The following is a 26,832-nucleotide window of genomic DNA, read 5'->3' as shown; positions in this document are numbered from 1 at the left end:
CTTGGCTCGCTTCAGCAGCACTACTTACAACCGCCGCAAAGGCCGCCGTCGCAGCGCCATTTGCGAAGTTACCGCCGGGCGCTAACAATACTCACTAAAGTTTCTATTGCAGCGGCATCTGATTCATCTTCAACCACATCAGAAAGCAACCCTTCCGCTCGACTTGGCGTAATTTCTTGCCAGCGCTTTTTGCTCAAAGAATAAGACCAAATACGATTATCTGATGCACACCGTATCAATTTATGATTGGTATCCGCTAAATCAAGCCAACCTATAGGATCTCCGCTATTTGTAATAACGTCACCCAGAATAATAACTTTACTAAAGCCACATTTCTTAGGTGCCTTCCTGTAGAGTATCTCGTTCACTCTAGTTCTATAGGTATATGCAGCATGAGAGCGTAGCAATGCGTATTCAAAAGAGGTTTTTGTTGCACCCTCTTCAAATATTGCGGAAATCACAAGATTAGCAAATGAACTCTCATCCAAGTCAAATCCTAGAAAATAGTAATAGTCTTCAACGAACTGATGATACCCTGGTGTTTCATTTATAAACCTCTCTGCCAACTTTTTTTGATCTTCGATAGTCGATTTCTCTGAAAGAAATACCTCTCTGTATTCCTTTACAGCGTCAGCATCATAATAATCGGCTACAGAGTCATACAGTTTATAGATAAAGTGCTCAGAGCAAACGTCTCCTTCACATGAATATGCATACTGACTAAATAGCAGAGTAATAACATATACAACTAAAACACTTTTCTTAACAGCCATAATTATTACACACTTGTCCTTTAACAATACGTCCGCTCAATTTCTGGAGCTTTACTTGTCTTGATGTTAGGCCATAATTTTGTCTTATAGCACGATCGCTCATACTCGACATCATCGATGTCACATACCTAAATGAATTACCATGACGCAAAGTAACCACAAAACTATTGGTGGTCATATTTGAAAGCCTTACACCTCCAGAGAAGTTCCGGTCTGAATCGGAGAAATAAGGGTTCGTGGGATGGTTATGGTGGACAACTTTAATGGAAAATCCATCATCATATAACCGTTGAAGACTTGCGCCATCGTACCTTACACCATGTTGAAGTAGTGAAGTTGTGGGGTGTGTCGTATAGTAAAGTCCCCCTTTTTCAACGACGAAACTCGACCACTCATAAGCATCGCCCATAGCAGCTACAGAAGCGTCTGCTGCTGCTAGCGCCTCTGATCTCGATGAATAGGCTACCGACTCATCCACATTCACAGGTGCTTTGAACTTGCCGCCACTTCCTCCAGGTTCATTCAACCCTCCATCTCCATTACCATTAATTGAACCGGCAGCTGCCTCACTCATCAAAGCAGCAAATGCAGCAGTGGTCGCCCCATTAATAAAAATGCGTCAAAATTTTACTCCGCCCCCAAATATTCACGTCAATCTCTATTTTTACAGGTATATACCCTCCCATAGTATGTGAAATATTGACCGTCATTAGTTTTACCATGAGAAAATGCTAATTCCACACCAGGCTCATCTAATAAAATGTCACCACCAATTTTTTTTGATTGCTGCAAAGCATCCTTCTTTGCCTGAACTTCTGTTTTTCCACTGGTGCTTACACTTCCCAAATAGCTACACCCATCAATATCTGACTCATTTGTAGCAAAACTTACTTGAGAATTAATAGCGCAACTTTGTGCAGCCATTAAAAACAACACAGTGACTAAAAAATATTTCACCATTACAGTCTCTTAAAAAATCTATAAATCAATAAAGTGGTTATCTATCTTTTTTATCTTTTACCAGTCAATTACAGCACGTTATTTCTACAGGAGGCATTCCTCGCCCTAAAATACTTTGATCAAAATGCCTGCCGCTATAATAATTAAATCTTTCAGAAATCCAGGCGTTGCTCAATCCGACTCCTGATGTATGCGAAATATATTTAGTATACCTCCATGCGTCATACTCAAGCATATTTCTAACAATCCGTATTTGACGATTGTTAAGACCGGCAGGGAAATAATTTTTCGGTAAAGTTAGTCCATTTGCCTTTTGCCAAACGTGGCGCATCTCATGGTAGACTAAAGTCCAATAATCTTTCCCCCTGTAGCTTTTATCTATCCATATTTCATAATTGACATCTTTGCCACGCTGAACTGTCCCATGAGCATTTTTATCTTTGGTAACGGAGAAAATTTCCGATTTCCGTTTTTTTACAATAGTATATTCTCCGTCAATTCCCAAGGCTTCAGCTATTTCTTGTTCTACTTGTGAGTAATCACCTTGACCCTGGCCACCTGTTCCTTCACCTTCCCCGGCTACTGGAATATCATCTTGAGATAAAGCTTGCACCGCCGCCGCAAAAGCCGCCGTTGCGGCACCATTTGAGAACTTACCACCAGTAGCCTCGGATACCAGCCCTGTAACCGCCATCTTCACCATCACATGGGTATCCTGGGCAAAACCACCACCGACCCCCGCTGAAATAAAGCCGTGGCCAAACTTGCCCCCGCCGATCTGCGACAACACCCCCCCGATCACACCGCGAATGGTAATATTGGTCGTACTCCAGCCCCGGGCATACCACTGAAGGCTGCCGCTGAAGCTGCTGCGAGTACGCCATTCGCAAAGGCCCGGCCGATCTCACCGGTAACATGATAAGTTTGCGCCGCACTGTAAGCTGCCAGCGCACCAGGACAGCTAGGCCCCGTAGAGACACAAAGTGCTATCTGGGCGACAGCATTCAGCAGCGGTTTGCTGCCGAGATAGCGCATTACATCCCGGCCATTGACAAAGGCGTCCCTGAACTTATTCCAAGAACTATACCCCGAAGGATCCGTATAAGTCAGCGGGTTGTTGTGCACATAGGCGTAGCGGTTGTAGCCCTGGACCGAGGTGATTCCATCAATCAGCGGATCTGCGGAGACAAAGCGGACGAGGAACAGTTGATTATCCGCGAACTGCTGGAAAGCATGATTGTGAAGTATGAGGCTCGGCGCTGGACGCATACCCGAATAAAAGCCCCGGCAGGTTATTCTGCCGGGGCTTTTATTCGGTTCAGTAAGATTACGATTTGAAGAAAGCCCAAGTCTTCCCTTTTTTCCGGTATATCTCTGTGCACCGGATATCCAGAATGTGTTTCATATCTCCCTATCTGCGTGTATCTTGAATAGCACTCACAGAATTAATATACAAAACCGAGTTATATACATAGATATACCAATGAGCATATCTCGTTAGATAAAGCTGTTCACCACAAGAGACACTATCGGCAACTCCCTCAACAACTTCAAATTTCCCACTATTTATTAACTGCCGACTTATCGTCTCTGGCATCCCATCCGCAACTATCTCTAACTGCGGTCCACTGACAACCAAGTATTTTAGCTCACCTTTATCTATTGCATTATTCGCTTCTACAACAGGGTTTTTCAAAAGATATTTACGCAGTATCTCAGCTTCTTTACACGAAGAATTTTTGTCGTACGTCTTTAATTGAGACAAACTATACAACCTATCCATATCCTCATTTAAGTGAGAAATAAACTCTTTTTTATTAAATTGATTTACCACTTCGTCACTCTGAGCAAAAACAGAACTTAAGACCAAGATTACACTAAAAAAAATTTTATTAATCATTGTTTATTGCTTATATGCAGCGTGAAAATTGCTCCAGATCCATACTGATTCCGACTATTCATGATAGCAAGATAGGCGTTTAACCCCTTGCTCCTCATTAGAGATATCAAAGGAGCTAACAGATCGAATATTTTTTAATGATAATTTACCAGCGGCAGGTGAAACTGAAAAATTCCCAACGATAGTCGCATAAGACCATGGACATTTTTCGAATACAGCTTCAGATGCAGAAGATCTATCAAAATTTATTTTGTTCACCGTGTTAGTAATTAATGCATCAATTTTCCTAACGAACAAGCCTCTACTAGGACCATTCCTTCCACCAATATAACCGGACACCATCACAAGCTGGCCATCATATTTTTCAGGCTCGACTATGAGCTTATAAATTGATACATGCTTCGCTAATTCACCTCCCTGTACATTACAAGCAAGTAAACTGACTAGCCCTACATAGATAATTTTAGCAATCGTTTTTGTCAACATGGCCCATCTTTCCATCCAGTTCTCATACATTGATCCTGTTGAAATCTCCAGCTAGTTTTATACCAAGGATAACTATTATTATTAATAGTCACAGAAACAGGCCCATCAATTTGACTAGACCAGTTTAGATAAACCCCTTTACTCCATTGTTCTGGAGACCGCCATGTCCCAGTTACATCATTAATAGCTACAGCAGCTATATTTACTTCGTCAAGATCAACAGAAAATGAGGTGCCCGCAAACCCTTGATTATCTGGGTTAATCAAATAACCACCCTCCACGTCTGCTGGAAAGGGTTGTGATAGAATATACTTCCCATCGACCTCATATACATACATTCCTAAGTGTTGACCTTCCCAAATTGAGTTTGCATCTTCAAGGCCACGTCTAAGAGCATCAAGTCGCGAATGAGCGTTACCAATAGCCTCATCTAGCGGAGATCTGCTCTTTTGTGCAGTAGGATGATTCTCATGATTAAAGGCCCTGGAAAACGCCGCGGTTATCGCCCCATTGGCAAATTTGCCTCCAGAGACCACCAAGGCTGTACCGCCTACAACCGCCGCCGCAACTACCCTCGCCGCACTAAAGCCAGAGTTGCCAGCATCTATTGAATCTATCCCCCCGGCAAAGGCCTGGGTCACACCCGCTGCAGCAAAGCCGTGTTTAAACTTCCCTCCCTGCGCTTCTGAGAGTAAGCCACCAGTCACCGAGTGAGCAAAGACTTTCACTGCATAGCCAGCGCCTGACCGCCGACAGGCGGCTAAAGCCGAGGGACGTTTGTGCCCCTCTTGGTGCTTGGCTAGAACGGTGGTGCCGCTTCTTCGATGGCTTCGATCAGGTGCCGGCATTCCTGTTGCAGCAGCCTCACGTAGTACTGCCATTCGGTATCAAGCCGCTTCCAGGCTTCGATAACGCTCCAGCCTTGCGGCAGGTATTCCATGCGCTCCGTTATGAACGCGGCGGCAATTTGTTCGCTGGTGCTGACTCCGCTGCTGCCGGTTTGCAGCAGGCTTTGGGTGGTTTGGATGCCGGACGCGTGATCGCGGAACTCAGTTTTGGATTCTGGACCAGCCTACTGGATCGGCGCTATAAACAGGTACTGTGGCCTCGCCTGCTAAAAACTGCCTTCCCAGAAATGCCCCGCCGCCTGCGCACCCGCAACAACCTTTCCCGACGCTTTCAGCGCATCTGCCATCTGCGCAACCGGATTTTCATCATGAACCTATCTGGCATTGGCAAGACCTAGCCCGGCAACATCGGGACACACTGGAGGCCATTACCTGGATTGCGCCAACGGCGCGGGAGCTGGTGGCCGCCGTGGATAGGTTTCCCGACATTCACCAAACAGGGCTTGACAAGATCGAGCAACAGCTCAGGCGGTTTTGCTGACCCACAAAAACAACAAAGCCCCGGCAGATTATCCTGCTAACATCAGAAACTAATCACTAAAGCTAGTGCCGAACTCAGCTACCAATAATGGCGGTTAACTGGAATTTTAGGGCTTAATAATCGTCCAACTTTCCGTTGCGCTATCAAAATATTTATTAAAGGACACAAGCCCCTCAGCCAATGAATATAAAAACACCGTCCTTTGCAAAGAAAAAGATGACTTACTCCCGGTTAGCTTACGCTTCAAATCATCAGTAGCTTTTGATTCTATAAAATATAATTTTTCCCCCGCACCACCATTTTCCGACAACACTTCAAACCTATACCCAGAGAACTCCCACTTGTCACCTTTTGATAAAGGAATCTTAGGAACAGAGAAAACTAAAAATGGGGTAGACGTTACAATACATTTGTACCTTTTACTATTTTCACAAACCGTATAATTCCAACTAACATCGTACTCATTATTATGGAATTGACCATTTTTATAAAAGTCAATGTTCATTGGAATTTCACTCCCTCCTTGAATTCTGAAAGATAACTCTCTTTGATCTGCAATTGCAGAAGACATTAAAGCTAAATATAAAATCAATGTAAGGAAATTAGTCTGTATAAACTCTCCTCGCCCAATTTACAGCCCTCGAAGTAGCATCTTTTTCCCAGGGAGCAGTCTCACGGGAAGGTACAGGATCAACCCAATTGTTTACCATTTTGATGTTGGATGGATGCATATGAGCCAATTCATGTCTAAAAACAAACATTTCATATTGACTGGCATTTAAAGACTTAATAAATACTGCTTGTGCAGGCGTAGCCTCTACCGGAGCGCCAAGGGCAGTAAAAAATCTTGGATCAACAGTGATCTCTCCTGATCTTGAATTAATTACAGCAAAACCACGATAAGAACTATCGTAACTAACCGTTAGTTTTTCAGCATTAGGTCTCGCATAACTCGAAGGATATTCCGTTTCACTAATTATTTTCTTAAATTCACTTAATCGTTTATCAAGATAAGCCTGCCTCTCTCCTTCTGGTACAACACTTTCCGTTCCACCTGCTGAATCATAGGATGTAGAGGGCTTTCTTTGCCTATCCTGCCCTATCGAGCTCATCAATGAAGCAAAAGGCCCCATTGGCAAACTTACCACCCGATACCACAGAGGCTGTACCGCCAACGATCGCGGCTGCAATGACTCTCGTCGCACTAAAGCCAACTTTGTGTGCTCAACGACTAAAACAAGAGCCGCTAATAATCAATTAAATCAAATAGATAGGTCGTACCAGCTTTGTACACACCGATATCCCTTTTGGAAACGAAAGAAATTCGGAAGATTAAGCCTTTCTTCACATTAAAATCTGCAGATTTTGATATCGGGGGCGTGCTTACGATTAGTTCTCCAGCAAGGGAGAATACATTTCCAGAGATCTCCACGTCGCCTCGCTTCACAGACTCAGACAAATCGCTAGAAAGCAGCAAAGAAACAGTCGATACCGACTCAGTATTTTTCTCGACCTCAACTTTAATCCCAAGCTCTTTTGCGTCCGATGCTGGAATCTTAGCAACCTCACCAGTAATAAACGCCTCATTAACTACAGACTCCGTAGCTGAGGCTACCGGTACTGCACCACAACCAAAAATAAAAAGAGGAAAAAGGAATAAGCAAAAACTTGCACGCATATCAAAATCCTCTTCGGTACTGTCGTATAGCCTTGAACTCTCGATTCAGCATGGCATTACCATGAGAAATACCAGCAGCGTGACCGGTTTCGTGTGCAAGGGTTTGAATAACGTTCTCAACTCCAGTCATGTTAGTCGAGAAAGTTCTTCCGCTTAGCAGGTAGGCTTTTAACATTGAGCCACTTCGCAGCGTAGTTCCCGAAGCAGTGGCTCCTGCATAAATACCTATGCTGTTACCGCCAAAGTGAATTCCATCCACAATACCCCAGCTAGAATTAGCCTCCAAAAAAGCGATGGCATCAGACTTAGTTGAAAACCCTTGATAATCCCAACCATTTCCGCTTCGACGACCGAGCATAATCGTCTCTAAATCCGCATCAATATTTGCCGCATCAACATTCTGCGCAGCCTCTAGACCTTCAGCATATATAGCTTGGCGCTCCTCAAGAGAATCCGGAATGGCATTAACTCGATCAATACTTTCCTGATTTGGGGCACCTTCTGGAGTTCCTCTTTGGCCTAAAGAGCTCATCGCCATAGCGAAAGCCGCCGTAGCTGCCCCATTGGCAAACTTACCACCCGATACTGCAGAGGCTGTACCGCCAACGATCGCTGCTGCAATGACTCTCGCCGCACTAAAGCCAACATTGCCAGCATCTATTGAATCTATACCTCCTGCAAAGGCCTGGGTCACACCCGCTGCGGCAAAGCCGTGTTTAAACTTCCCTCCCTGAGCCGCAGACAGTAAACCACCGGTAACCGAGTGAGCAAAGACTTTCGCTGCATAGCCATAGCCGTTCAGGCCCGTACCCATGATACCTTTGCCGACAACCCCTTTCGTTGCCCATGTCGCCCCCTGAAAGGCATTGCCAATGCCCATAAATGCCACAGCACTGAAGGCACCAAAAAAGGCCCCCTTCACCGTGCCACTTTGCACCGCTCCCGCCGCGGCGCCGCCGGCAGCGGCCCAGCCCACCGCCGCTGCATAATTTGTAGCTTGCAGGGCCACGAGAGACTGTCCCCCGGTCCAAATGGCAATGGCCACGGCGACCACCGGCTTCACAACAGAGTCCCGGTACTTATTCCAAGAACTATACCCCGAAGGATCCGTATAAGTCAGCGGGTTGTTGTGCACATAGGCGTAGCGGTTGTAACCCTGGACCGAAATCACCCCATCGATCAGCGGATCTGCGGAGACAAAGCGGGCCAGGGTCGGATCGTAGACCCGTCCGTTCATATGGATCAGGCCCACCTGATCCAGAATTTCATGGCCGGTAGTGCGATGAGTTACCGGATGAGGACCAGCAGGCGCTAATAGTGATGATGAACAGTTTAGTGAAGAAGGCAAGCCTGACTAAAGTCATAGGAAAGACGGTCAACCGGTATTTGAAAGGGGGTTGGTTCGAACTGATCAGATTATTTTATCGTTTTGGGCTCACAACGTCTTACTAAGTTTTCGCTTTTAATGATTTCTTTGTAGAATTTTCCCTTATACAACGAGTAAGTAATATATCTCTGCAGCTGGCCGCTATTTAATTCAGGCTTCTCATAAAAACAAAAAGAAAATGCTTCTATAAAACCGTTATCGTCAATATCTTCATAAACAATATTTAAAGAGTCCCATGAGGGCAGGGATATATCACTAACTAAATCTTGATCGGCATTCACTTTATGACCTTTGTAAAAAGCTGTTACCCCTGTTAACTGACTACCTAACACATTAAATACCAACTTGGTATCACCAAAACCTTCCGGAAGGCTATAGCGAAACTCTACTAGTTTCGCTTCAACACGCGTCCATGTTCCCGCCAGGGCAATAGCAGAAACAAAGGATATCACCAGCAATAAAACCCCATTTTTCATGATCTATCTTCCGCTACTTCCTAATGGTTATATATTGAGATGCCGTTGCAGCCTCTTCGGGAGACATATAATGCAACAAACTTCGCCAGTCATGCACTCGACGGTATCCCGCTGCATCAAAGATATATGTACTTCCATCAGGTGGAAACATATAACTTTTATTGAGCCATTTCACAACCGCCACCGATATATCTCCAGTACTGAATGTGCCAGGCCCAGGATGTGTATGAAACTGGGCATATCCCGAAACCCGACTAAGTGACGGCAAGCTATGAGTCTGATAATCAGTAACTATGCGACCAATACCAAATGCATCGCCATCTCGAACAATAGTCCCACCAAACTCTACCTTATGTTTTGAATATAGAGCTGTAGACTTCTGCTTAGCCCAAGCCACGACCTCATCCTCAGTACCACTAACATTCAGTGCCTCAGCATTAGCAGCTGCCACATCTGCATCAATTGCAGCTATCTTTTCTGGGTCCGTTATTTTCCTATTTCTTCCAGATGCGTACTCTGTAGATGCCTCATGTGCAGGCTCCCTAACAACAGCAGCGAATGCCGCCGTGACCGCCCCATTAATAAACTTCCCACCAGTAGCCTCAGATACCAGCCCTGTAACCGCCATCTTCACCACCACATGGGTATCCTGGGCAAAACCACCACCGACCCCCGCTGAAATAAAGCCGTGGCCAAACTTGCCCCCGCCGATCTGCGACAACACCCCCCCGATCACACCGCGAATGGTAATATTGGTCGTACTCCAGCCCCCAGGCATACCACTGAAGGCCGCCGCTGAAGCTGCTGCGAGTACGCCATTCGCAAAGGCCCGGCCGATCTCACCGGTAACATGATAAGTTTGCGCCGCACTGTAAGCTGCCAGCGCACCAGGACAGCTAGGCCCCGTAGAGACACAAAGTGCTATCTGGGCGACAGCATTCAGCAGCGGTTTGCTGCCGAGATAGCGCATTACATCCCGGCCATTGACAAAGGCGTCCCTGAACTTATTCCAAGAACTATACCCCGAAGGATCCGTATAAGTCAGCGGGTTGTTGTGCACATAGGCGTAGCGGTTGTAGCCCTGGACCGAAGTCACCCCATCGATCAGCGGATCTGCGGAGACAAAGCGGGCCAGGGTCGGGTCGTAGACCCGTCCGTTCATATGGATCAGGCCCACCTCATCCAGCATTTCATGGCCGGTATAACCGCGGTTACTACTCAGGTGATTAAAGATTCCTACATTAAGTGTGCTAACCGTATTTTCAGGTACACCGGCAATCTGCTCCCAGCTCAGGGCGTTGCGGCGTTTGCCCCAGGCATCAAAGCTGTAAACCAGTTTGTTACCAGTGGCATCTTTGGCAACCTGACCGGTGCTATCGGTAATTACATCCAGGGAACCCTGGAGGTCTTTGTGTAAATACTGGGTGCTGGTACCGGCAATTTCATCCGATGCATTCAGCTCGATACGCTCGATAGCAACCCCTGCGATATTGCGGCGATAAAAGCTCTTTATAAAAGCACCGGAGGTGCTGCGCTCAATCACTTTCTCGACGCTGCCGATCTGCAAGGTGGTCACTGTGCCTTTGCCGTTGTCATCCACCCGCTTGAAACGGCTGCGGTCCGGGCCGTAAGAGAAGCGCGTATCGTGGCCGCCTTTACTAATCAGGCTGGGTTTATCAAAGACGGTGTAGTCCAGCGTACGACTGCCTGAGTCGCTACTCATATTGCCGTTGTCGTCGTAGTGATAGCTGGTATTACCGGCTTTGGTTACGGCATGAGGGCGTGGGCCACTGTACTCATAGCTACCGATGCCCGTTTTATAGGTGATATTGCCGGCATCATCGTAGCGTACCTCCTGGGTGGCAGTTTGGCTGCCGGCTTGATAGAGGCGCGCATAGCGCAGGCGGTTGAGGCCGTCGTACTCAAAACGTTCCTGCAGGTCCTTGCGGTAGCTGCCATCGCCACTGAGGTCGGTTTTAGAGAGCAGATTGCCGATAGTATTCCAATCGTAATGCAGGTTCTGCACCTGACCCACACCGGGATTGATATCCGTTAAGATGCTGGTGAGGCGGTGATGTTGTGGATCGTAGGCATAGGTAGTGGTGAGGCCGTTGCCTAGCAGCACTTCTTCCACCTGGCCGCGCAGATTCATGCGCTTAACCCGGTAATAGTAACCACTGTCTGCGGGGGCGGTTACATCGCGCACACCCACTTTAAAGCCATAGTTGTTGTAGACAGTTTCTACACCGCGTAAATAATCCCCATTATCGCCCACCTGCTGATTGCTGGCGTCGAAACTGCGGCTAACGCGGCTGTATTGGTCGTAGGTGACTTTTTCATAAAAATCCCCTTCGCCATCGAGTACACCGAGCCCGGTATTCGTTTCACCCAGACGACCGTAGGTATCGTATTGCAGCAGCTTGAGGTAATTGACATCCTCCAGATTGGCATTGCAACCGGCGGCAATAGCGACAGGGGCCTGGGCTACGGCCACCAGTTTGCCTTCGAAGCGGAATTTGGAATCACAGCCGGGATCCTGGTCGAAGTACCAGCGGCTGAAGTTCTGCAGAGTGCCCGTTTGGCTATTGCTATCGAAGCTGGTGTAATCGGCGCGAGTCACCATACGGCCGAGGGCGTCATAGCTCATGGCGGTGCCCTGCCCCTTGGCATCTTTCTGCCAGGCCAGTTCACCAAAGCCGGTGTAACCGTAAGTCCATGTGCCCTTATCCGGGTCTACCATGCGGGTCTTGCGGCCGAGATTATCGTACTCAATGTTGGTTGCTGAAGTTTCACCGCCACCGCTGTTAAGGGTACGCACCTGTTTGAGGTTGCCATCGGCATAGTAGCTGTACTGCAGTTTGCCGCCGATATTGTCGGTAACCTGAGCCAACTCACCGAGGACGTTTTTCTCCGTTACTTTACTTTGCTGGGCACAGTTCGTAGCAGTTTCCGTGAGGCCATTATAAGTGATCGTGCTGTCACACTGGTCACTGGGGGTATCCACATTAGTGGTGCGACCGAGAATATCGTAGGAGTAAATGGTCCAGCGTGGAGAGCCGCCGCTGCCATAAGGGTCGGAAACCTTTTTAACGCGGGACTGTTCATCATACTGGGTATCGACAAACACTGGATTACCATGGAAATCCTGAGTTTGTTTACGGATCTCTCGACCCAGTCGATCGTGGTACATCACGCTCTGGCTCTGATCGATACCGGCTGTGGTCACTTTAAAGTGAGCTGGCACACCGGCTATTGTGGGGCAGCCACCACTGTCAGCACAGAGTGTGCTCAAGGTAGTAGCATGGCTGCCGGTCTCGTGGTGTTCAAAATAGCGATTGCCGAACGGGGAATAGGCATAGTGCGTTTCCACACCGCTGATATCCAGCACGCGCTGCGGTTGGCCGAAGGGGTCCATCTCCAGAGCTTGCTCGGCAGTCTGTTTGAGTTCATTAACCCGATTTAATACGTAGCGGCCATAGCCGTCAAAACCCGTGCGACTGGTACGGCTTTCGCCCTGCGCATTGGTTACCGTGGATGCAACACGATTGCCGAAGCGGTCGTGCTCATAGTGGGTGTGTAACTCTTGTGCGCTACCTTTAGCTACCCACTCATCGGTTAACAGGCCAGTCTGGTTATCGTAATCAAAATGAGCGGTTCGCGTGATTTGCGGTGCTACCAGAGCACCATATCGCTGGGTGGTGACGCTGCTCTCACGCAAGCGCGCCAAATGCCAGCGATCACTGCTCACCACATTGTCGTAAGTGTTACTTGTAGATTTGCTCTGCACTAAATTATTAGAAGCATCATAGTGCTTCACAGTTACCGAGCTGACATTGCCATATTGAATATCATTGGCTGCGGTGTAGTTGGTGGTTGTCACCACCTTGCCAAGGTAACTCCCGCTCAGGCTGTAAGATTTGTCCTCCGCTTGGCTGATATAGGGCATTACCGTTTTGCCCGATACCGGTGCTATGGATTCCAAGGTGTTGATAGAGCAGCTGATCAGGGTGAGTCCACTACCCTCACAGGTAGCCGGGGTTTTGATATTACTGGCATTGGACTCAATCACCTTGGCCGTCTGTGAAGGCATACCAATAAAGGGATAATCCTGGCGGTAGTGAGTGGTGGTCTTCACTTGGTTTTGCGGGTCATAGGTGGTGACCGATTCAAAACCGAGAAAGCCGCGCCCACCGCTCTGCATGCGCCCACCGGCATAGTGGTAATGGGCCTCAACCGTATTGTTATTGTCATTGGCCGCCGGTGCATCGGAGATTACTTTCTGTACCACGTACATCGGTGAGTAGAGATCGAATACCGGTGAACTGCGCCCGTAGTTCAGTTTGAAAGAACCCAGTTTACGTGAGTAGACACTAGTGCTGGTATCATTCAGGCGCGCGTAGCGGATTTCCGTTTTCACCCCAAAGCCATTCACTACAGACTCAAGAACATCCACCGGCTTGTCGGCATGTTTGGGCTTAAAGACACGCACATATTTATCTGTAGCGCCTAGACCACTAAAAAAGCCTGAGTGATTGCGCATATCATCGCAATGATTTTCCTGCTCATCGCGGTTCGCACAGTTCTCGACTATTTCAGGTCGCCCATCACCAGTCAAATCCATCACCAAATGGCTGTGATCATTGGTATCGGCGCCGAACAGCAAGCCAGTATCAATGGCGCTGCCAAAACCATTGGAATGGTTGGGCAGCATATAGAGGTACTGGTATTCGTTGTTTTCTTTATCGTTGGCATTGGGATAGAGAATGTCCACCAGGCCATCCATATCCCAGTCATATAGCTGGATTTTATCGTCCACAGCCCCTGGAAGTGTTCCCGTGGAGATAAACCCTTCACCAGTAAAGTAATATACGCCCCAATCCCAGTCTGCGCTGGAGCGGAATAACATGTCTGGCAGACTATCGCCATTGAGATCCGCGATCCGGTGCTCGGCATCATCCACCTGTGCTATCTCTCCGTTGAGTGCACGATGGAATACCGCCCTGTGGCTATTATCGCCCTCTGACATCAGTACAACGAAGTGATTGTCGGTCACATGACTTTGATTGTTGCAGTCGCTCGGTGCCTCGATACAAGTCCAATCTGTCTGCATTATCGCAGTCAGATCGGCAATACCGTCACCATTGAAATCGGCCACCATATCCGTATTACGCAGTTTCACTCGAGTGCTGCGTAGGAAGTTTGCTGAGGACACTCCTCCGGGAGCGCTGACCGTGGGCAGGGATAAGCTGCGAGTCGTCTCAGAGCTTTTGAAGGAGAGTGTTCCGCTACTGCCGCGCTGCAGCTCACGGATTTTCATGGTGGGCGTATCACTCACTGAAGGAAGGCCCACAGCGTGAGTAAATGACAGGAAGTCCGGCAAGCCGTCGGCATTAAAGTCGTGCATCTGACCCAGCTGATCTTTCTGATAGCTGATTGCCGTGGGGTTATCAGTGCTGCTAAACCCGCTACCATTAGACAAATTCACGGCCCAGTGGGTGCCGGTGTCATCTATCGGCGCGTGGAGCAGGTCATCCTTACCATCGTTGTTGTAGTCCAACAGATGCCATTCCTTGCGCTCATTGGCGCGGATACGCATCTGTTCGGATTGCAGGGCCAACTCCCCCTCGGCAGTGCCCAGGGCAACACGGAGATAGCGTTTGCCATGACTGCCGTCGTAACGGATAAACACCAGATCTGTCAGTCCGTCACCGTTGACATCTCCATACTTGCCACCCTCGTAACCGGAGTGGAAGATATTAGGATTAGCAGCCGCACTCACCATGCCCGCTCCGGCAGACTGGGCATAAGTAAATATCGTGGGCTTGCGACAGTTACCCTGCACACACTCCTCAACCTCTTCGAGCAGTAAACGGCCAGTAGCGCTTTCCTGGTAGCTGAAGTTGTAGCTGCGCAACTCCATCGAGTCCGCAGTGGATGTAATTGCGGTGAGTCTGCGGGTTGATGCCATTTTCTGTCCGAAACTGTATCCGTAGCGTTTATCGCTGCGGCTGGTATCGTAGTGGAACTGAATCCGATTCAGCGTTGCATCGTGACCATTCGCAGAGTAATCGACCGCCTCTATCAGGTGCTCCCCGAGCGCGGTGTCTTTCAGGTAGGTGTATTCGATACGGTTGCCAACACTATCCTCCTGGGTATTCAGGTACCAGGTTTTCTCCTGCTGTGCATCCTCATGCATACCGTAATAAGAGATAGAGCCATCCTTGCGGTACACTTCAAAACCCTGGCCGCTACCTACCGGACTGGAAACCAGCCGTACCTGCACAAAGCTGTCCAGGCTTGTACGGTACTCGCTGCCGAGGCTACCGTACTGACCCGACACTAGTTTCAAACGCTGGCCATCCAAACAGAACCGATCGAAGACGCTGCCATTGGCACCGTCCTCTTCAAAAGTTCTACGGCAGGCGCTAATAGCGGACAATCCACTAATTCCCCAACCGGCCCCGAGCGGGCCGTTACTGCCGGAGCTGCTGTAAGTCACACTGAGCGCCGGGGTACTGCCACCGGATGAAGGGCCCACCTGCAGCGGAATGGTATAAGTCGCCGCGCCGGATTCACTCACGCGGAATTCCCCGGGCAAGATGCCGACGCGATCGGAGGCCAACACACTAGGGTCGGTAGTAGATAGTGCTGAGGCTTTGTAAGGGGGCACCGCCACGATTACAGGTGGTGGGGTCTGGTCAACCTGAACAATATCCGTGGCAACCGTATTTGAGCAGCTACTAAAACTCGATACCTGGTTGCAGGCGCGCACCTGATAGGCGAAGAAGCCATTCTCCAACGACAGCTTTTTGCTCAAACGCGTTAAGTCTGTATGTTTACTCGGTGCGGTTTCATCCCAACTTACTGGCCCCTCTGCCGACGATGCGGTACCGGCAATAATCTCATAGTGCACTATCGTGCCACTAGCACTACCCCAAGTGAGATCAACCTCGCCGGTGCGCGAGAAAGTTGTCGATAGATTAGGGGATTTGGGTGCACCTGGGGTTTTAGCGACGATAACAGATTGAGCATTGCTGGCTGTGGAACAAGCACGCAGATTACAAGCTATCAGGTAGTAACTGTAACTGCCATCATCTCGCTGAAGCGTGGTGCCAGAGAGAGGCGCTGGACTCGCAGAGCTCGTGGTTAATTCTTCAAGTAGCTTGCCGCCTTCGTAGAGCTTGTACCTGTAAACTTGCTGGGCAGAGCGGTCACTCCAGTTCAATTTAAGTGTACCGGTAGAACTGTTAGTAATGGTATCCAGCGTCGGGGCCGTAGGTATGGGTTGATTCCGTACCAGCAGTCCAACCGATGTACTCCAACTATTACTACAGCCAGAGGAATTACAATTTTTACTGCGGAACTCCCAATTACCATCGGTAAGCCCGGTTACGGAAAAGGTACTGCTCCCAGCAGAGCCGTAGGAACTATCTGCCGGCCAGTCGCTTTCCGCTTTTCTTTTTTGCCAACGCACCGACTCGATAGGGCCAGAGCTATTGGAGGTTAATCCCACAGAACCGTCATAACTACTGGATACGCTTGCAAGTAAACTTGATGGGCCTGGCTTCAAAATAATATTGGCTGTCTCCGGGCCAAAATTATTTAATGGCTCGCCTTCTTGGCAGCCTCCGCCGGGAATCCCAACGGAACAGTACCAGGTGGTGAGGAAGTAAGAGTAACTACCACTGGTGCTTATGGAGTCGGTAAACGTACCCTGCTTACTTACTGATTCTTTCCAGCCAGAGTCATAAATAGTAGTGGAACCTCGCTTCAGGGTTATCCTTTGTGCCTGCGCGTCGATATTCCAAGATAATTTGACAGACCCGCCGTTAATTGACTGAATCGCCAAAACTGGCAGGCTGACAGCAACAGTCTTGCTACTCGACCAGCCACTGCAGGCCTCAACCGAGTTGTAGGTACTGCAAGCCCGAACTCGATAGGAATAGCTACCATTATTAGTCTGAGTAAAAGTTTTATTGGTAGCGGTTAGTGTCCAGCTTCCGATAGAGGCACCTGATTGTTCTAGGTGATACTTTGATACCCCAGAAACAGAGTTCCAACTGACGCTATAGGAGCCAGCTGAATTACCAGGCGCCGTGAGGTTACCAGGTACCGAAGGAGGCCGGGATACGGTAAGAGTCGAGGAATTCTTAAAAGCTGTAATGACATTGCCTTTAACTGCGGCCACTCGATAGTTGTAACTGCCATTACTCCGCCCACTTAAGGTCTCTTTGACTTCAGGGCCCTCATATACTTGGGCCCAGTTACCATTATTTTTTTGCTCCTGTAAAACATATTTGTCCGCACCGGCAACTTGCGACCAAGATACAGTCACACTGCCAGTAGTGCTCGATGCTGGTACTGTAATCGACTGAGGGGTACTAATTACCGTAACCGTGGAGGACTGCTTATAGGGGCCAGTGGTACTACCCTTGACTGCGGCAACGCGGTAACTGTAGCTGCCAATACCCCGACCAGTTAACGTTTTTTGCGTTTCGCTACCACTGTAGGCTTGAGTCCAAGAGCCGCCATTTTTTTGTTCCTGAAGTATATATTTGTCCGCTCCAGAAACTGCCGCCCAAGATATTGCCAAAATGCCATTGGCACTCGCAACAGGCACGCTAATAGAGAGTGGAGATCTGACTACAGTAACAGCAGAGGAGTATTTAAATGCACCAGTAATACCGCCCTTGATCGCGGCAACACGATATAGATAACTACCGGTACTGCGATCAGTTAAAGTATTGGACGTCTCTATACCATTGTAAACCTGAGTCCAGGCTCCGCCGTCTTTTTGTTCCTGAAGAATATATTTGTCTGCACCACTAACCGGAAGCCAAGATACAAGCACACTCCCGTTTAGGTTAGTCGCATGCACCTCTAAAGGGGTTCCAATCAACGTAATACTCTTTATATCCGTAAAACTGCTGCAACCAGAATTACAAGCGCGGGCGCGAAAATGATACGTGTCGGTTAACAGATTAGTAAAATCCTTATAAAGAGCTGGGCCAGAGTAATCCATTTGCCAGCTGGTACTCTCCCCACTTTTTCGCCAAAGCTCATATCTGTTCGGTTTTCCAGAAGCCTCGCCCCAGGCCACCCTCAAGTTGTTCCCAGGGAGGTTCAATTTAATGTCCTCGCTAACATCAGGTAAAGTGCTAATAGCTGGAAAGTAAATAGGACCCGGGGGATTTACGTCAGGTTCGAAAGTAACTTCAACTGTATGGCTGCCGATGGAGTTCTTCTTACTATCCCATGCTTCACAGCTGTCATCAGGCTGGTCAGAGTTGGGAAGACTCAACGCGAGAGGACCAGGCCCGGGCTGATCAAGCAAACAGAACCGCCACCAGCCCTCATACTTGTAGGTTCCAGACGATGAAACAGTAATTGTTACCGAGTCCCCACTGACTGGGATATCTCTTATTGCAAGACCATTTCTGTATTCAGTAAGAAACTGAGCACGTGCAACCCCAGTTATTGTAAATTTTCCTGTAGAACTGGATGAGGGGCCCGATATGCCAGCCAGGGCCAGAGCAGGTAGCCAAAGAAAAAATAATCCAGACAACCAGGCACTGGAAAGTGCACTAAAACTCTTGGACACAGCAAAAATACTCTTATTATGCAAACTATAGTTCTCTCCCACCTATTTCAAGAATTAGGTGGGATCGGCAGTATAGCCGAGCGTCAATACTCCTCCAATTACAGCTTATAACAAGTGCCTTTTCGCGGAAAAAATCAACCAATAAGACAGCTTATAATGAATTGACAGGCTCTATTTTTCTACTCTAAATCCTCTATATTGTTTATTGTTTATTGTTTAAGCAACCCCATCCCATATAAATCTTCACCTCAAAAGACCTTATTAGAAACTAACAAATAAGAAAATATATACATCAAAACACCAAAAATTCGTGTTTGGGGCAGCTATTATACTGCATCGACTGCCACAGCATCGCTTTTCCAGGTCATCCACGTACTTTCATTAAATTACTAAACTCACTGGTTGATTGCATAACCCCCAATACTAGAAACCATGAAAAAACAGCACCTATGGCAGCAAAAAATCAATTCCAGAAAAAAGTGATTCCCTATCATTAAAATATATTCTTACAGTCTAGGACCCTCCTTTTATGAATAGGCACCCACCATCAATTAACATTGAGGATCACAACAAAAAGTAAACCTATTTCGACCAAAAATTATCAACGGAAGCCAGCCTAACAACGTCATCCCTAAATTTAACAGGCGATTTCCAATCTTTAAAACACCAAGTACCTAAGTACCCAGCCTCCACTTGTAATTAGAAGTAAACAAATACTCTCTCAAGCTACGGCAGAACAACCTCAAGTTACCAATGTAGAGGCGAAGAACACGATAAACTTCATTAGCACTCTAGATTCTAAGAACCACCAGTGAGATACCCGCAGCACAATAATATAGTGCTACTCCCTGTCAGCATTTGCTAAATTGCATCTCACCAAATCCAAATACACCAATAATAAGGCTGCTATGCGGATCTTGAGTTCTCTCACTTATGACCTGCTGCCTGTCAACAAACTAATAACGGGTAATCAGGCCAACGGGGCAACCCTTTCACCATGCTAAAAAAGTAAGTCACACGGAGCACAAACAAACCAAAAAAGAAACACTGCTACCCCTTCCTCCACCCAGCGTCATTCCACTTAATAGCACTCCAGCAATGTCACCAATAGATAAAAAAACAAGATTGGATGCGATGTAGAAAAGTAACACCCGAAACCTGTTACTAATGCCCCACAAAGCTCCTAAACACTCAACAAGAAGACTGGTTTATTGCGTAAGGTGACTAATTGACCTTACTAAGTTATCAATCAGCCAAATCACAGGAACCGTACCAAATAACGACGGTCCACCAGATATCTATTTTCATCAGCTACCACGCATATACAGATAAGTAGAGAGAGCAATGCACGGTTCACTTAAGATATTTACCGCAATCACCTTATCCGCCCTCTTGGCCGCTTGTGGCGGCGGCTCCAGTGGAGGGGAAAGTACAGATACCCCTCAAGCTGACAGCGGCTCAAATACAGGGTCGGATACCGGAACAAATGGGGGGAATTCGGATACCGGTGAATACACATTCAATCCAGCTAACCCCTTGGCCACCTTGGTTGTAGGTACCAATGAGTATGCAGAGGGTACTTTGGAGCTGGAGGGCACTGATAGCAAAAGCCCTGGTTTCCAAGCGTCCACTATCGAAGGTCAATACGGTAGCTTTAAACTATATGATAGCGGGAACTGGGAGTACCAGCTAAATAGCAATACATCCAGTCTCAACAATGGTCAATCTGTAGAAGACACCATCTCTATTCAATTAACAAACGGAGATCAACACTCCATTACCTTTGCAATACAAACTATTGAAGCTACCGAAAATAGCATAGTTTTTATTCTGATGAATTTTTCAGATGCCGCTGTCACTGACGACGTTAGTATTTCACAACTCGCCAATATGACATTCAATGATACGGATTCTCTGGACAATACTTACAAAGAAAACTCCTTCGGCCAACTGAAATTTAAGCGCCATCTCATTAGCGACCAGTCACTCGCACAATACTGTTATGGAGAAGACAATAATGAGAGTAGCTCAATTGATTGCTTTGTTTATAGCATCCCCGATAGTCAAAGTGGGGGCGTACTAAGTGTTGGGAATGCCCAGGCTCGCTCTGGCTCCTCACAGGATGGTCAATATTCAGATGGTGGCTATACCTGGAGAGATAATGCTACCACCTGGATTCAAAATAACTTTGTAGATTCCAATAGCCGCCCTGTGAATCTCAATGACTGGAGACACCGTGTATTTATTTTTCCCCGAGCCGCAAATAATGCTGGCTTGGTTGGTACAGGAGTTGCTTCGGTACGGGGGGGATGGAGCATCATTACCGCAGATACCGATCAACTAGTGATGGGGCATGAGTTGGGCCACAATATTGGACTTAGCCACGCCGGTAACGATGACAATAACGATGGCGATACCAATGACCAAGGCGAAAGCGAATACGGAGCTAATGGTGCCTTTATGGGTAACAGCTGGAAGTCACGGTTATTCGGTAGTGCCCATAGAGAATTTATGGGCTGGTATGAGAGCTTCCCTGGATATACTACAACCATCAGGCAGTCTGCTGGCAACAATGCCGATTATGTAGTGCAGGCCGTAGAGCTTACTGCAGGTGAACTCAATAGCTCTCTACCGCAACTTTTAAAAGTTGAAAGTAACGGCAGTACAAATGGAGAAAATCACTATTACGTGGAATACCATATTCCCCATAATGTTTTGAACCCCTATCCTCACCATGCAAATGCGGTAACAATTCATTATTTAAATGACGGAACCGCTAATCAAGTGGCAACCCTTACCACTACTGGCGATCAATTTAGTGACTCATCTGCTGGGGTCACCATTGAGCTTAAATCCAAGGACAGCAGTAATAACAGCGCCACTATTGCTGTTAACTACAGCAACTAGCAAATGAGGGCAAGACCATGAAATATTTCGTAACTATAATTATATTAATTTCCTTAACCACTTATTCCCAAGCTGAGGAAACCGTAACTGGTATATTGGAAGAAGAAATTTCCGAAAACTTTGAAACTGGAGAAATTGACCATAGATTCTCTATCAAGGATGAGAGCACCGGTCGATATTATTTTGTCGATGCAAAAGAATTAAAAGAAAAGGGAATGAAGTCTGGAGAGCGCGTAAGAATTAGAGGGGAGCGGCAGAAAAATCGCAGAATTAGGATTAGGGAGTCGCAAAGAATAGTATTGGAAAAATAGAAACTCTATTTATGGAGCGGACAAGACTATGCAAGTGTGCACTATTAAACATGCTTAGGCACACATACAGTTCTTTTCCTTGCCTACTACGACAGCAATAGAGGCTTCGAACCCCTCCAATTAATTTGCTATTTATTATTATAAAAACACTAAGGAACCAGCCAGCCACAAGTTGTCGCTGGCTTTTTTACAAGGATGCGCAAATAAAAACTATAGTATCAGCTATTCTCCTTCGTGCCTTGGCTGCTAGTATCCAGCCAGTCTTTTGGGCCCCGGAAGCACGAATTGACTATTTAATGATTCATAGCTGGGGATTAGATATTCAGCTGAAATGGTTCGAAAACGTCGACACTGAAATATGATGCCCTGATACTAAAACTTTCATATTAGTGAAAGATGAACCCGAGGCATATGATACGATAGTCTCACTTTTCTTGTCCGCATATATGGCAAAAACATCTGTAAGCTTCAGCCACTACGAATGCTACCGGGAAAAGATCTATTAAGATAGAAGATAAATAAAGCCTTGGCGCTCTTCTCTGCAGATATTCCTCATTTATAGGGAGTACACTAAGTAAACTAATTATCTTGTCTCTTCTATCTCTCAACTGATCTCATTCGCCTTGCTGACTCTACTAGTAAAATACAGTCTTAGTCCCCTCACACAACATCAAGTTGCTTAGCAAATCGATTTTCGTCAATTATTTGCCATAAAAAATAAGAAAGCTATCAAGGATGAAAAAGACTATCAAAGTAGCAGCCGTTATGGTCTCGCTATCCTTTTCAACTGTACTATATCAATCACAGTGTTACGCTTCAGATCTGCAGAAAGTCAGGATACAACCTGCACAAGAATGGCTTCAAGCTACGCGGTCAATAATTTATTGCACAGTCAACTCTCCACCCCTAACACAAATTTCCAGTCATGCTGAAGCCGAACTGAAATCAGTAAAGCCTGTAGGATCTATTGTCAAGGCAGGGGAGCTGGTCGCAGAACAGGATGGATTTTACCTGTCCAGAGGTATGGATATCCTGAAAACAGACCTGGAAATTGCAGAACGTCAGCTTTCTCATGCTGAGGAGGAACTAGCCAGACTTATGCCTCTTCGCGAGGCTCAAATGGTTTCCCCCTCTCAACTCAATGACCTTAAACTTAATGCCAGTACTTTCAGGCTGAGCAAGCAAAGACTTAAGCAACAACTTGAAATAGATCAGTATAGGTTCGAGCGACTGAAGCACTTTGCCTCCAGAGACAGCCAGGTTTTACAAGTCGAGGCACATCCTGGTGAGAGACTCACTCAGGGACAACGGATTCTCCAGCTTCTTCCCTTGAATGAGAAACAACTGGAGTGCTTGGTACCCAGGGATCAAGTAGGAATGAATTTAGCTATTCAAAAGAACGAATTTCGTTACGATGGAGAGCCGCTTTCCCTAAAAAACATCGGTCGAACCATGGACGGGGACACTCAGAATCTGTCCCTATACTTCGATGGCCACGGGAAGCACTTTGAGTCTCTGTTGGTGGGCCAACGTTTCCAGATCGCCATGCTCTCTCCTACAGGGCCTCGAGAAAAAGCAGGCAATATTACCAAGTTACCTTCCGATGCAGTGCTATTAGAGGGGGGAAAGTACCATACATGGGCATTAGGACTGGAAAACAAAGTTCGTAAAGTCGAAGTTGAAATCCTGGATACACTTGCTGATCATTTTATTGTTATCTCAGAGATTCAGCCCGGCGATCAGCTTGTAGTTCTCGGTAATGGGAACCTGCAAGCAGATCAAGAAGTAGTACCGGTGGACCGCGACTCATGAATATTATTGAAAAATATAGTCCGGTTATTATCAGCTTCGGCCTTCTTCTTATTTGCCTAGGTGTATTTTATGGGATAAAAATTCCAAATACGCTACTACCAAATATAGACAGACCGCAAATAGCTCTTGCTACCTCTTGGCCGGGCAAGACAGCTATGGAAATAGAACAGGCACTTGTCGCCCCATTGGAGCAGGAACTCTCCAGCCTTGGTTTTCTGGAGGAAATCCAGACCACCATTAGCAACGGGTTTGCCTGGACATTGATTACCTTTCATTCAAATGCCGATATGGAACAGATGTATATTGACGTTCTATCCCGGCTTAACCAGGTACCCAACTGGCCTAGCCAAGTATCTGCTCCCCGCCTTTATAATTTTAGTAATGGTGCCGGAGCAACCTTGGCCAGTTTCTTTCTTTATTCCACTAACCAGGCCACTGAACAGGAGCTTTCCCAGGCATTCCGAGATCATGTTCAACCTGCATTTAGTAAGATTCCAGGCGTAGCCTCCGTTACTGTAGCCGGCACACCTATTGAGCAAAGGATAGATATCGAATTCGATCCCAGGGGCCTGACTCAGGCATCACTCACCATTAATGAAGTGCAGTCTCGCTTGAGTGACTTGGTTGACCGCTCTGGCGGTAATTTAACTATCGGATCAAGAGAATACGCCCTTCACTTTAAAGGCCAGATCCCTATTGCTGATATTGAGAAACTACCAATTGCTACCAGGGGGCCACATATTATTCGCCTAGGTGACGTTGCAAAAGTAAAAAATAGAATGGCCTCCGACTGGAATTATTTTGCTTTAGAAGGCAACCGCTCTTTCTATTTCTATTTAATGCCTACTGAGGATATTAATGTTTTAAATACCATCGATATGATCAAAACATTAATATCAGATCTAAACGAGGGAGAACTCGGTAGATTGGGAATGGAAGTGGCGATCAGCCGCGATGATTCCAAAAGCATTCGCAACTCATTGCAATTAGTCTATAGCAGCTTGATCCTGGGAGCTTTTCTCGCCTGCATTATTTTGTATTGGTTCTTGCGAGACTTTAGAACACTCGTATTGATTTTCACTAGCATACCGGCTTGTATTGCACTGGTAATTTTGGGTCTGTATCTGGGCGGAAGAAGCATAAATGTTATCTCACTAGCAGGTATTGCACTCTCGATTGGCTTGATGGTAGATGCCGCCATTATTGTTATCGAGAATATCCAGCGTTTACGCGGCCAGGGAGCTAGCTTGCTAACCAGTATCAGGCAAGGGACTAAGGAGGTTACCGGTGCCTTGACAGCATCTACGATATCGAGTGTCATCGTCTTCTTACCTATCCTGGCGATGCAGTCAGCCACGGGGCAACTTTTTACAGATCTAGCTTATACCATTTCCAGCGCACTTATTGCATCATTGTTATTTGCCCTCCTGCTCTTGCCAGCATTGGCACGACATCTTCTAAAAGGCTCACCGCAGGTAAATCCAAAAGGAAGAACTCAATCCCTTAATAGAATATTACAACGCTGGACTGCTATATCAGTGATACCAATTGGTCGAGTCACTTTTCGTAACTGCGTTTTAGTGCTTGGGTTACCTGTTGCCTTATTAGTGACTTATCTCAGTTCGCCCTCAGTCGATGTGCTTCCAGACCCCAAACAGGCGATGATTTCAACCTTTATAAACTTTGAAGGCCCTATGGCGGTTGAAGTTGTTGAGCGCGAAGTCGGTCAGGTAATTATGGATCGCATTGAACAAGGAAAAGGGAGATTCGAAGAGCAAATAGTTACTTATGGCACACTCTGTTATCCAACCATGTGTCACCTTTACATTTATACTCAAGGGGACTGGGATTTCGAAGCATTTAAGAAATGGATTGACAAGGATATTGTCTCCGGACTGATAGGTACCAGAATTCATACGCAGCAAGGGGGCCTTCTCCGGTTTGCAATGCCCAATAGCCGTGTAAGCCAACTGGATATCAAAGGAGCTGAACTACCGGTTCTTCAAGCAGCTGGGCGCGACTTATTAGAACATCTTCGTTCAGAGTTTCCTGGCGCACAAATTCTTGAAGGGAGCGCATTAAGCAATCGCGGATTGCGTATTGAATTTGAGCCCAACCAGGATCAACTGATTCGTATGGGAATGACATTACCGGAGTTTAATCGTCATTTGATGGCACTTACTGATGGCATTTATATCGGTAATTTTTACACAGGCACCAATACCCTTCCCTTCTACTTTAAAGCCAAAGAACCAGCCAACCTTGAGCAGCTCTTAAATACAGAAATTATGATTGCTGGGCAGGGCCTGATTCCTTTGAGGCAGTTAACGTCAGCACAGATTACGCAAGCTCCAGACAGCATTCTTCGTGTCGGCCAGGAAGTAAGTACCTCCCTAAATCTGACCCCACCAACGGGTGTTGCCATGAAGGATTTTACTGAGCAGGTAGATCGAAGCGTTTTGGCCTTTCTTAATAAGAGCCAGTATGGAGACCTGCATACCCAATTTCGGGGCAGTGCCAACGAGCTGAAATTATTTCTGCAGGAGTTCTTTCAGATCTTTTGTGTAGCTTTGTTGATTCTTGCATTGCTTATGTACTTTGCTCTCAAGTCCCTTAAATTAGCTTTGGCTGTTTTATTTGCAATTCCACTCTCCTTTGCCGGGGGTATGCTCAGTCTTCGTCTACTCAACCTGTTTGTAATGCAAAATCTAGATGTGATTACGATGATCGGATTCGTAATTCTGATGGGATTGGTAGTGAATAATGCGATACTTTTAGTGAATCAATTCCAAAGTTCCATTAATAAAGGCATGCATCAATTTGATGCCATTAAAAGTGCTGTGAGCTTGCGCATTCGTCCGATAATGTTAACGACCACAACCTGTATTTTTGGCAACCTTCCGTTAGTACTCAGTCCAGGAGACAGCGCCGCAATTTATCGGGGTCTTGCAACAGTGATTACCGGAGGCATGTTATTCAGCGCTCTTTTTGTATTGGGCTTTATGTCTGCCATGCTATCTTTAAAAGTGTTTGCGGCACATCGGATAAATCCAACTTCGGTAGTTAGGGAACTTACACCCGAGGGCGGAATATAGCCATTAAAGATTATTCTATTCAAAATTAAAAATGTCCTTTGGCCAGTTTGAAAACAC

Annotated in this window: 19 protein-coding genes; 5 read left to right on the top strand and 14 right to left on the bottom strand. The window is 46.7% G+C overall.

Annotation, left to right across the window (positions count from 1 at the left end):
- Positions 1-68: 68 nt before the first annotated feature.
- The 8 genes from ACJJJB_RS04325 to ACJJJB_RS04290 all read right to left on the bottom strand — a co-directional run bounded on the left by ACJJJB_RS04325 (position 69) and on the right by ACJJJB_RS04290 (position 4,847).
- On the bottom strand, positions 69-773 hold the full coding sequence (locus ACJJJB_RS04325) for a hypothetical protein (RefSeq protein ID WP_444945354.1): 705 nt from the start codon (positions 771-773) through the stop codon (positions 69-71).
- Positions 763-1,347 (bottom strand): hypothetical protein, encoded by a 585-nt coding sequence (locus ACJJJB_RS04320; RefSeq protein WP_444945355.1) that lies wholly within the window; start codon positions 1,345-1,347, stop codon positions 763-765. The genes ACJJJB_RS04325 and ACJJJB_RS04320 overlap by 11 nt, the downstream gene beginning before the upstream one ends.
- A 77-nt stretch (positions 1,348-1,424) precedes the next feature.
- Entirely contained in the window at positions 1,425-1,733 is a 309-nt protein-coding gene (locus ACJJJB_RS04315; RefSeq protein WP_444945356.1) for a hypothetical protein, read from the bottom strand.
- 64 nt (positions 1,734-1,797) lie between these two features.
- Positions 1,798-2,520: a hypothetical protein gene (locus tag ACJJJB_RS04310; protein ID WP_444945357.1), complete on the bottom strand. Its 723-nt coding sequence runs from the start codon at positions 2,518-2,520 to the stop codon at positions 1,798-1,800.
- Positions 2,521-2,531: 11 nt separating this feature from the next.
- The gene (locus ACJJJB_RS04305) at positions 2,532-3,002 is read right to left on the bottom strand and encodes an RHS repeat-associated core domain-containing protein (protein ID WP_445365797.1); all 471 of its coding nucleotides are present in this window, start codon (positions 3,000-3,002) and stop codon (positions 2,532-2,534) included.
- Positions 3,003-3,144: 142 nt separating this feature from the next.
- Positions 3,145-3,633, bottom strand: a complete 489-nt coding sequence (locus tag ACJJJB_RS04300) for a hypothetical protein (RefSeq protein ID WP_444945359.1) — start codon at positions 3,631-3,633, stop codon at positions 3,145-3,147.
- 54 nt (positions 3,634-3,687) lie between these two features.
- On the bottom strand, positions 3,688-4,119 hold the full coding sequence (locus tag ACJJJB_RS04295) for a hypothetical protein (RefSeq protein ID WP_444945360.1): 432 nt from the start codon (positions 4,117-4,119) through the stop codon (positions 3,688-3,690).
- A complete protein-coding gene (locus ACJJJB_RS04290; protein ID WP_445365796.1) occupies positions 4,113-4,847 on the bottom strand; it encodes a hypothetical protein in 735 nt (244 codons plus the stop codon). The genes ACJJJB_RS04295 and ACJJJB_RS04290 overlap by 7 nt, the downstream gene beginning before the upstream one ends.
- A 110-nt stretch (positions 4,848-4,957) precedes the next feature.
- On the opposite strand from ACJJJB_RS04290, the gene ACJJJB_RS04285 reads away from it, so the two are divergent.
- Entirely contained in the window at positions 4,958-5,365 is a 408-nt protein-coding gene (locus ACJJJB_RS04285) for a hypothetical protein (RefSeq protein WP_282951159.1), read from the top strand.
- 249 nt (positions 5,366-5,614) lie between these two features.
- On the opposite strand, the gene ACJJJB_RS04280 is transcribed toward ACJJJB_RS04285, so the two are convergent.
- The 6 genes from ACJJJB_RS04280 to ACJJJB_RS04255 all read right to left on the bottom strand — a co-directional run bounded on the left by ACJJJB_RS04280 (position 5,615) and on the right by ACJJJB_RS04255 (position 18,650).
- Positions 5,615-6,013 carry a hypothetical protein gene (locus tag ACJJJB_RS04280; RefSeq protein ID WP_444945363.1) on the bottom strand — a complete coding sequence of 133 codons (399 nt, stop codon included), beginning with the start codon at positions 6,011-6,013 and terminating at the stop codon, positions 5,615-5,617.
- Positions 6,014-6,110: 97 nt separating this feature from the next.
- Positions 6,111-6,647 (bottom strand): hypothetical protein, encoded by a 537-nt coding sequence (locus tag ACJJJB_RS04275; RefSeq protein WP_445365795.1) that lies wholly within the window; start codon positions 6,645-6,647, stop codon positions 6,111-6,113.
- Between the two features lie 107 nt (positions 6,648-6,754).
- Entirely contained in the window at positions 6,755-7,186 is a 432-nt protein-coding gene (locus ACJJJB_RS04270; RefSeq protein WP_444945365.1) for a hypothetical protein, read from the bottom strand.
- Position 7,187: 1 nt separating this feature from the next.
- Positions 7,188-8,534 carry an RHS repeat-associated core domain-containing protein gene (locus ACJJJB_RS04265; RefSeq protein WP_445365794.1) on the bottom strand — a complete coding sequence of 449 codons (1,347 nt, stop codon included), beginning with the start codon at positions 8,532-8,534 and terminating at the stop codon, positions 7,188-7,190.
- A 68-nt stretch (positions 8,535-8,602) separates the two neighbouring features.
- On the bottom strand, positions 8,603-9,049 hold the full coding sequence (locus ACJJJB_RS04260) for a hypothetical protein (RefSeq protein WP_445365793.1): 447 nt from the start codon (positions 9,047-9,049) through the stop codon (positions 8,603-8,605).
- A 13-nt stretch (positions 9,050-9,062) separates the two neighbouring features.
- The gene (locus ACJJJB_RS04255) at positions 9,063-18,650 is read right to left on the bottom strand and encodes an RHS repeat-associated core domain-containing protein (protein ID WP_445365792.1); all 9,588 of its coding nucleotides are present in this window, start codon (positions 18,648-18,650) and stop codon (positions 9,063-9,065) included.
- Between the two features lie 1,344 nt (positions 18,651-19,994).
- Between ACJJJB_RS04255 and ACJJJB_RS04250 the strand changes: the two genes are divergently transcribed.
- The 4 genes from ACJJJB_RS04250 (at position 19,995) to ACJJJB_RS04235 (ending at position 26,775) form a co-directional block, all read left to right on the top strand.
- Positions 19,995-21,557 carry a VCBS domain-containing protein gene (locus ACJJJB_RS04250; RefSeq protein ID WP_020411842.1) on the top strand — a complete coding sequence of 521 codons (1,563 nt, stop codon included), beginning with the start codon at positions 19,995-19,997 and terminating at the stop codon, positions 21,555-21,557.
- 17 nt (positions 21,558-21,574) lie between these two features.
- A complete protein-coding gene (locus ACJJJB_RS04245) occupies positions 21,575-21,868 on the top strand; it encodes a hypothetical protein (RefSeq protein ID WP_020411841.1) in 294 nt (97 codons plus the stop codon).
- A gap of 735 nt (positions 21,869-22,603) precedes the next feature.
- Positions 22,604-23,680 (top strand): efflux RND transporter periplasmic adaptor subunit, encoded by a 1,077-nt coding sequence (locus tag ACJJJB_RS04240; RefSeq protein ID WP_444945379.1) that lies wholly within the window; start codon positions 22,604-22,606, stop codon positions 23,678-23,680.
- Entirely contained in the window at positions 23,677-26,775 is a 3,099-nt protein-coding gene (locus tag ACJJJB_RS04235; protein ID WP_445365791.1) for an efflux RND transporter permease subunit, read from the top strand. Before ACJJJB_RS04240 ends, ACJJJB_RS04235 begins: the two co-directional genes overlap by 4 nt.
- The last annotated feature ends 57 nt before the right edge of the window (positions 26,776-26,832 follow it).

This window comes from Microbulbifer variabilis, from assembly GCF_052468405.1.
The sequence above is the reverse complement of the archived record's forward strand: the minus strand, read 5'-3'. Positions and strand labels throughout refer to the sequence as shown.

Bases quoted from the DNA above. Each gene is read 5' to 3' on its own strand.
- ACJJJB_RS04325 (WP_444945354.1), bottom strand. From the start codon at position 773: ATGGCTGTTAAGAAAAGTGTTTTAGTTGTATATGTTATTACTCTGCTA.
- ACJJJB_RS04320 (WP_444945355.1), bottom strand. From the start codon at position 1,347: ATGAGTGAGGCAGCTGCCGGTTCAATTAATGGTAATGGAGATGGAGGG.
- ACJJJB_RS04315 (WP_444945356.1), bottom strand. From the start codon at position 1,733: ATGGTGAAATATTTTTTAGTCACTGTGTTGTTTTTAATGGCTGCACAA.
- ACJJJB_RS04305 (WP_445365797.1), bottom strand. From the start codon at position 3,002: ATGCGTCCAGCGCCGAGCCTCATACTTCACAATCATGCTTTCCAGCAG.
- ACJJJB_RS04300 (WP_444945359.1), bottom strand. From the start codon at position 3,633: ATGATTAATAAAATTTTTTTTAGTGTAATCTTGGTCTTAAGTTCTGTT.
- ACJJJB_RS04295 (WP_444945360.1), bottom strand. From the start codon at position 4,119: ATGTTGACAAAAACGATTGCTAAAATTATCTATGTAGGGCTAGTCAGT.
- ACJJJB_RS04280 (WP_444945363.1), bottom strand. From the start codon at position 6,013: ATGAACATTGACTTTTATAAAAATGGTCAATTCCATAATAATGAGTAC.
- ACJJJB_RS04270 (WP_444945365.1), bottom strand. From the start codon at position 7,186: ATGCGTGCAAGTTTTTGCTTATTCCTTTTTCCTCTTTTTATTTTTGGT.
- ACJJJB_RS04260 (WP_445365793.1), bottom strand. From the start codon at position 9,049: ATGAAAAATGGGGTTTTATTGCTGGTGATATCCTTTGTTTCTGCTATT.
- ACJJJB_RS04250 (WP_020411842.1), top strand. From the start codon at position 19,995: ATGCACGGTTCACTTAAGATATTTACCGCAATCACCTTATCCGCCCTC.
- ACJJJB_RS04245 (WP_020411841.1), top strand. From the start codon at position 21,575: ATGAAATATTTCGTAACTATAATTATATTAATTTCCTTAACCACTTAT.
- ACJJJB_RS04240 (WP_444945379.1), top strand. From the start codon at position 22,604: ATGAAAAAGACTATCAAAGTAGCAGCCGTTATGGTCTCGCTATCCTTT.
- ACJJJB_RS04235 (WP_445365791.1), top strand. From the start codon at position 23,677: ATGAATATTATTGAAAAATATAGTCCGGTTATTATCAGCTTCGGCCTT.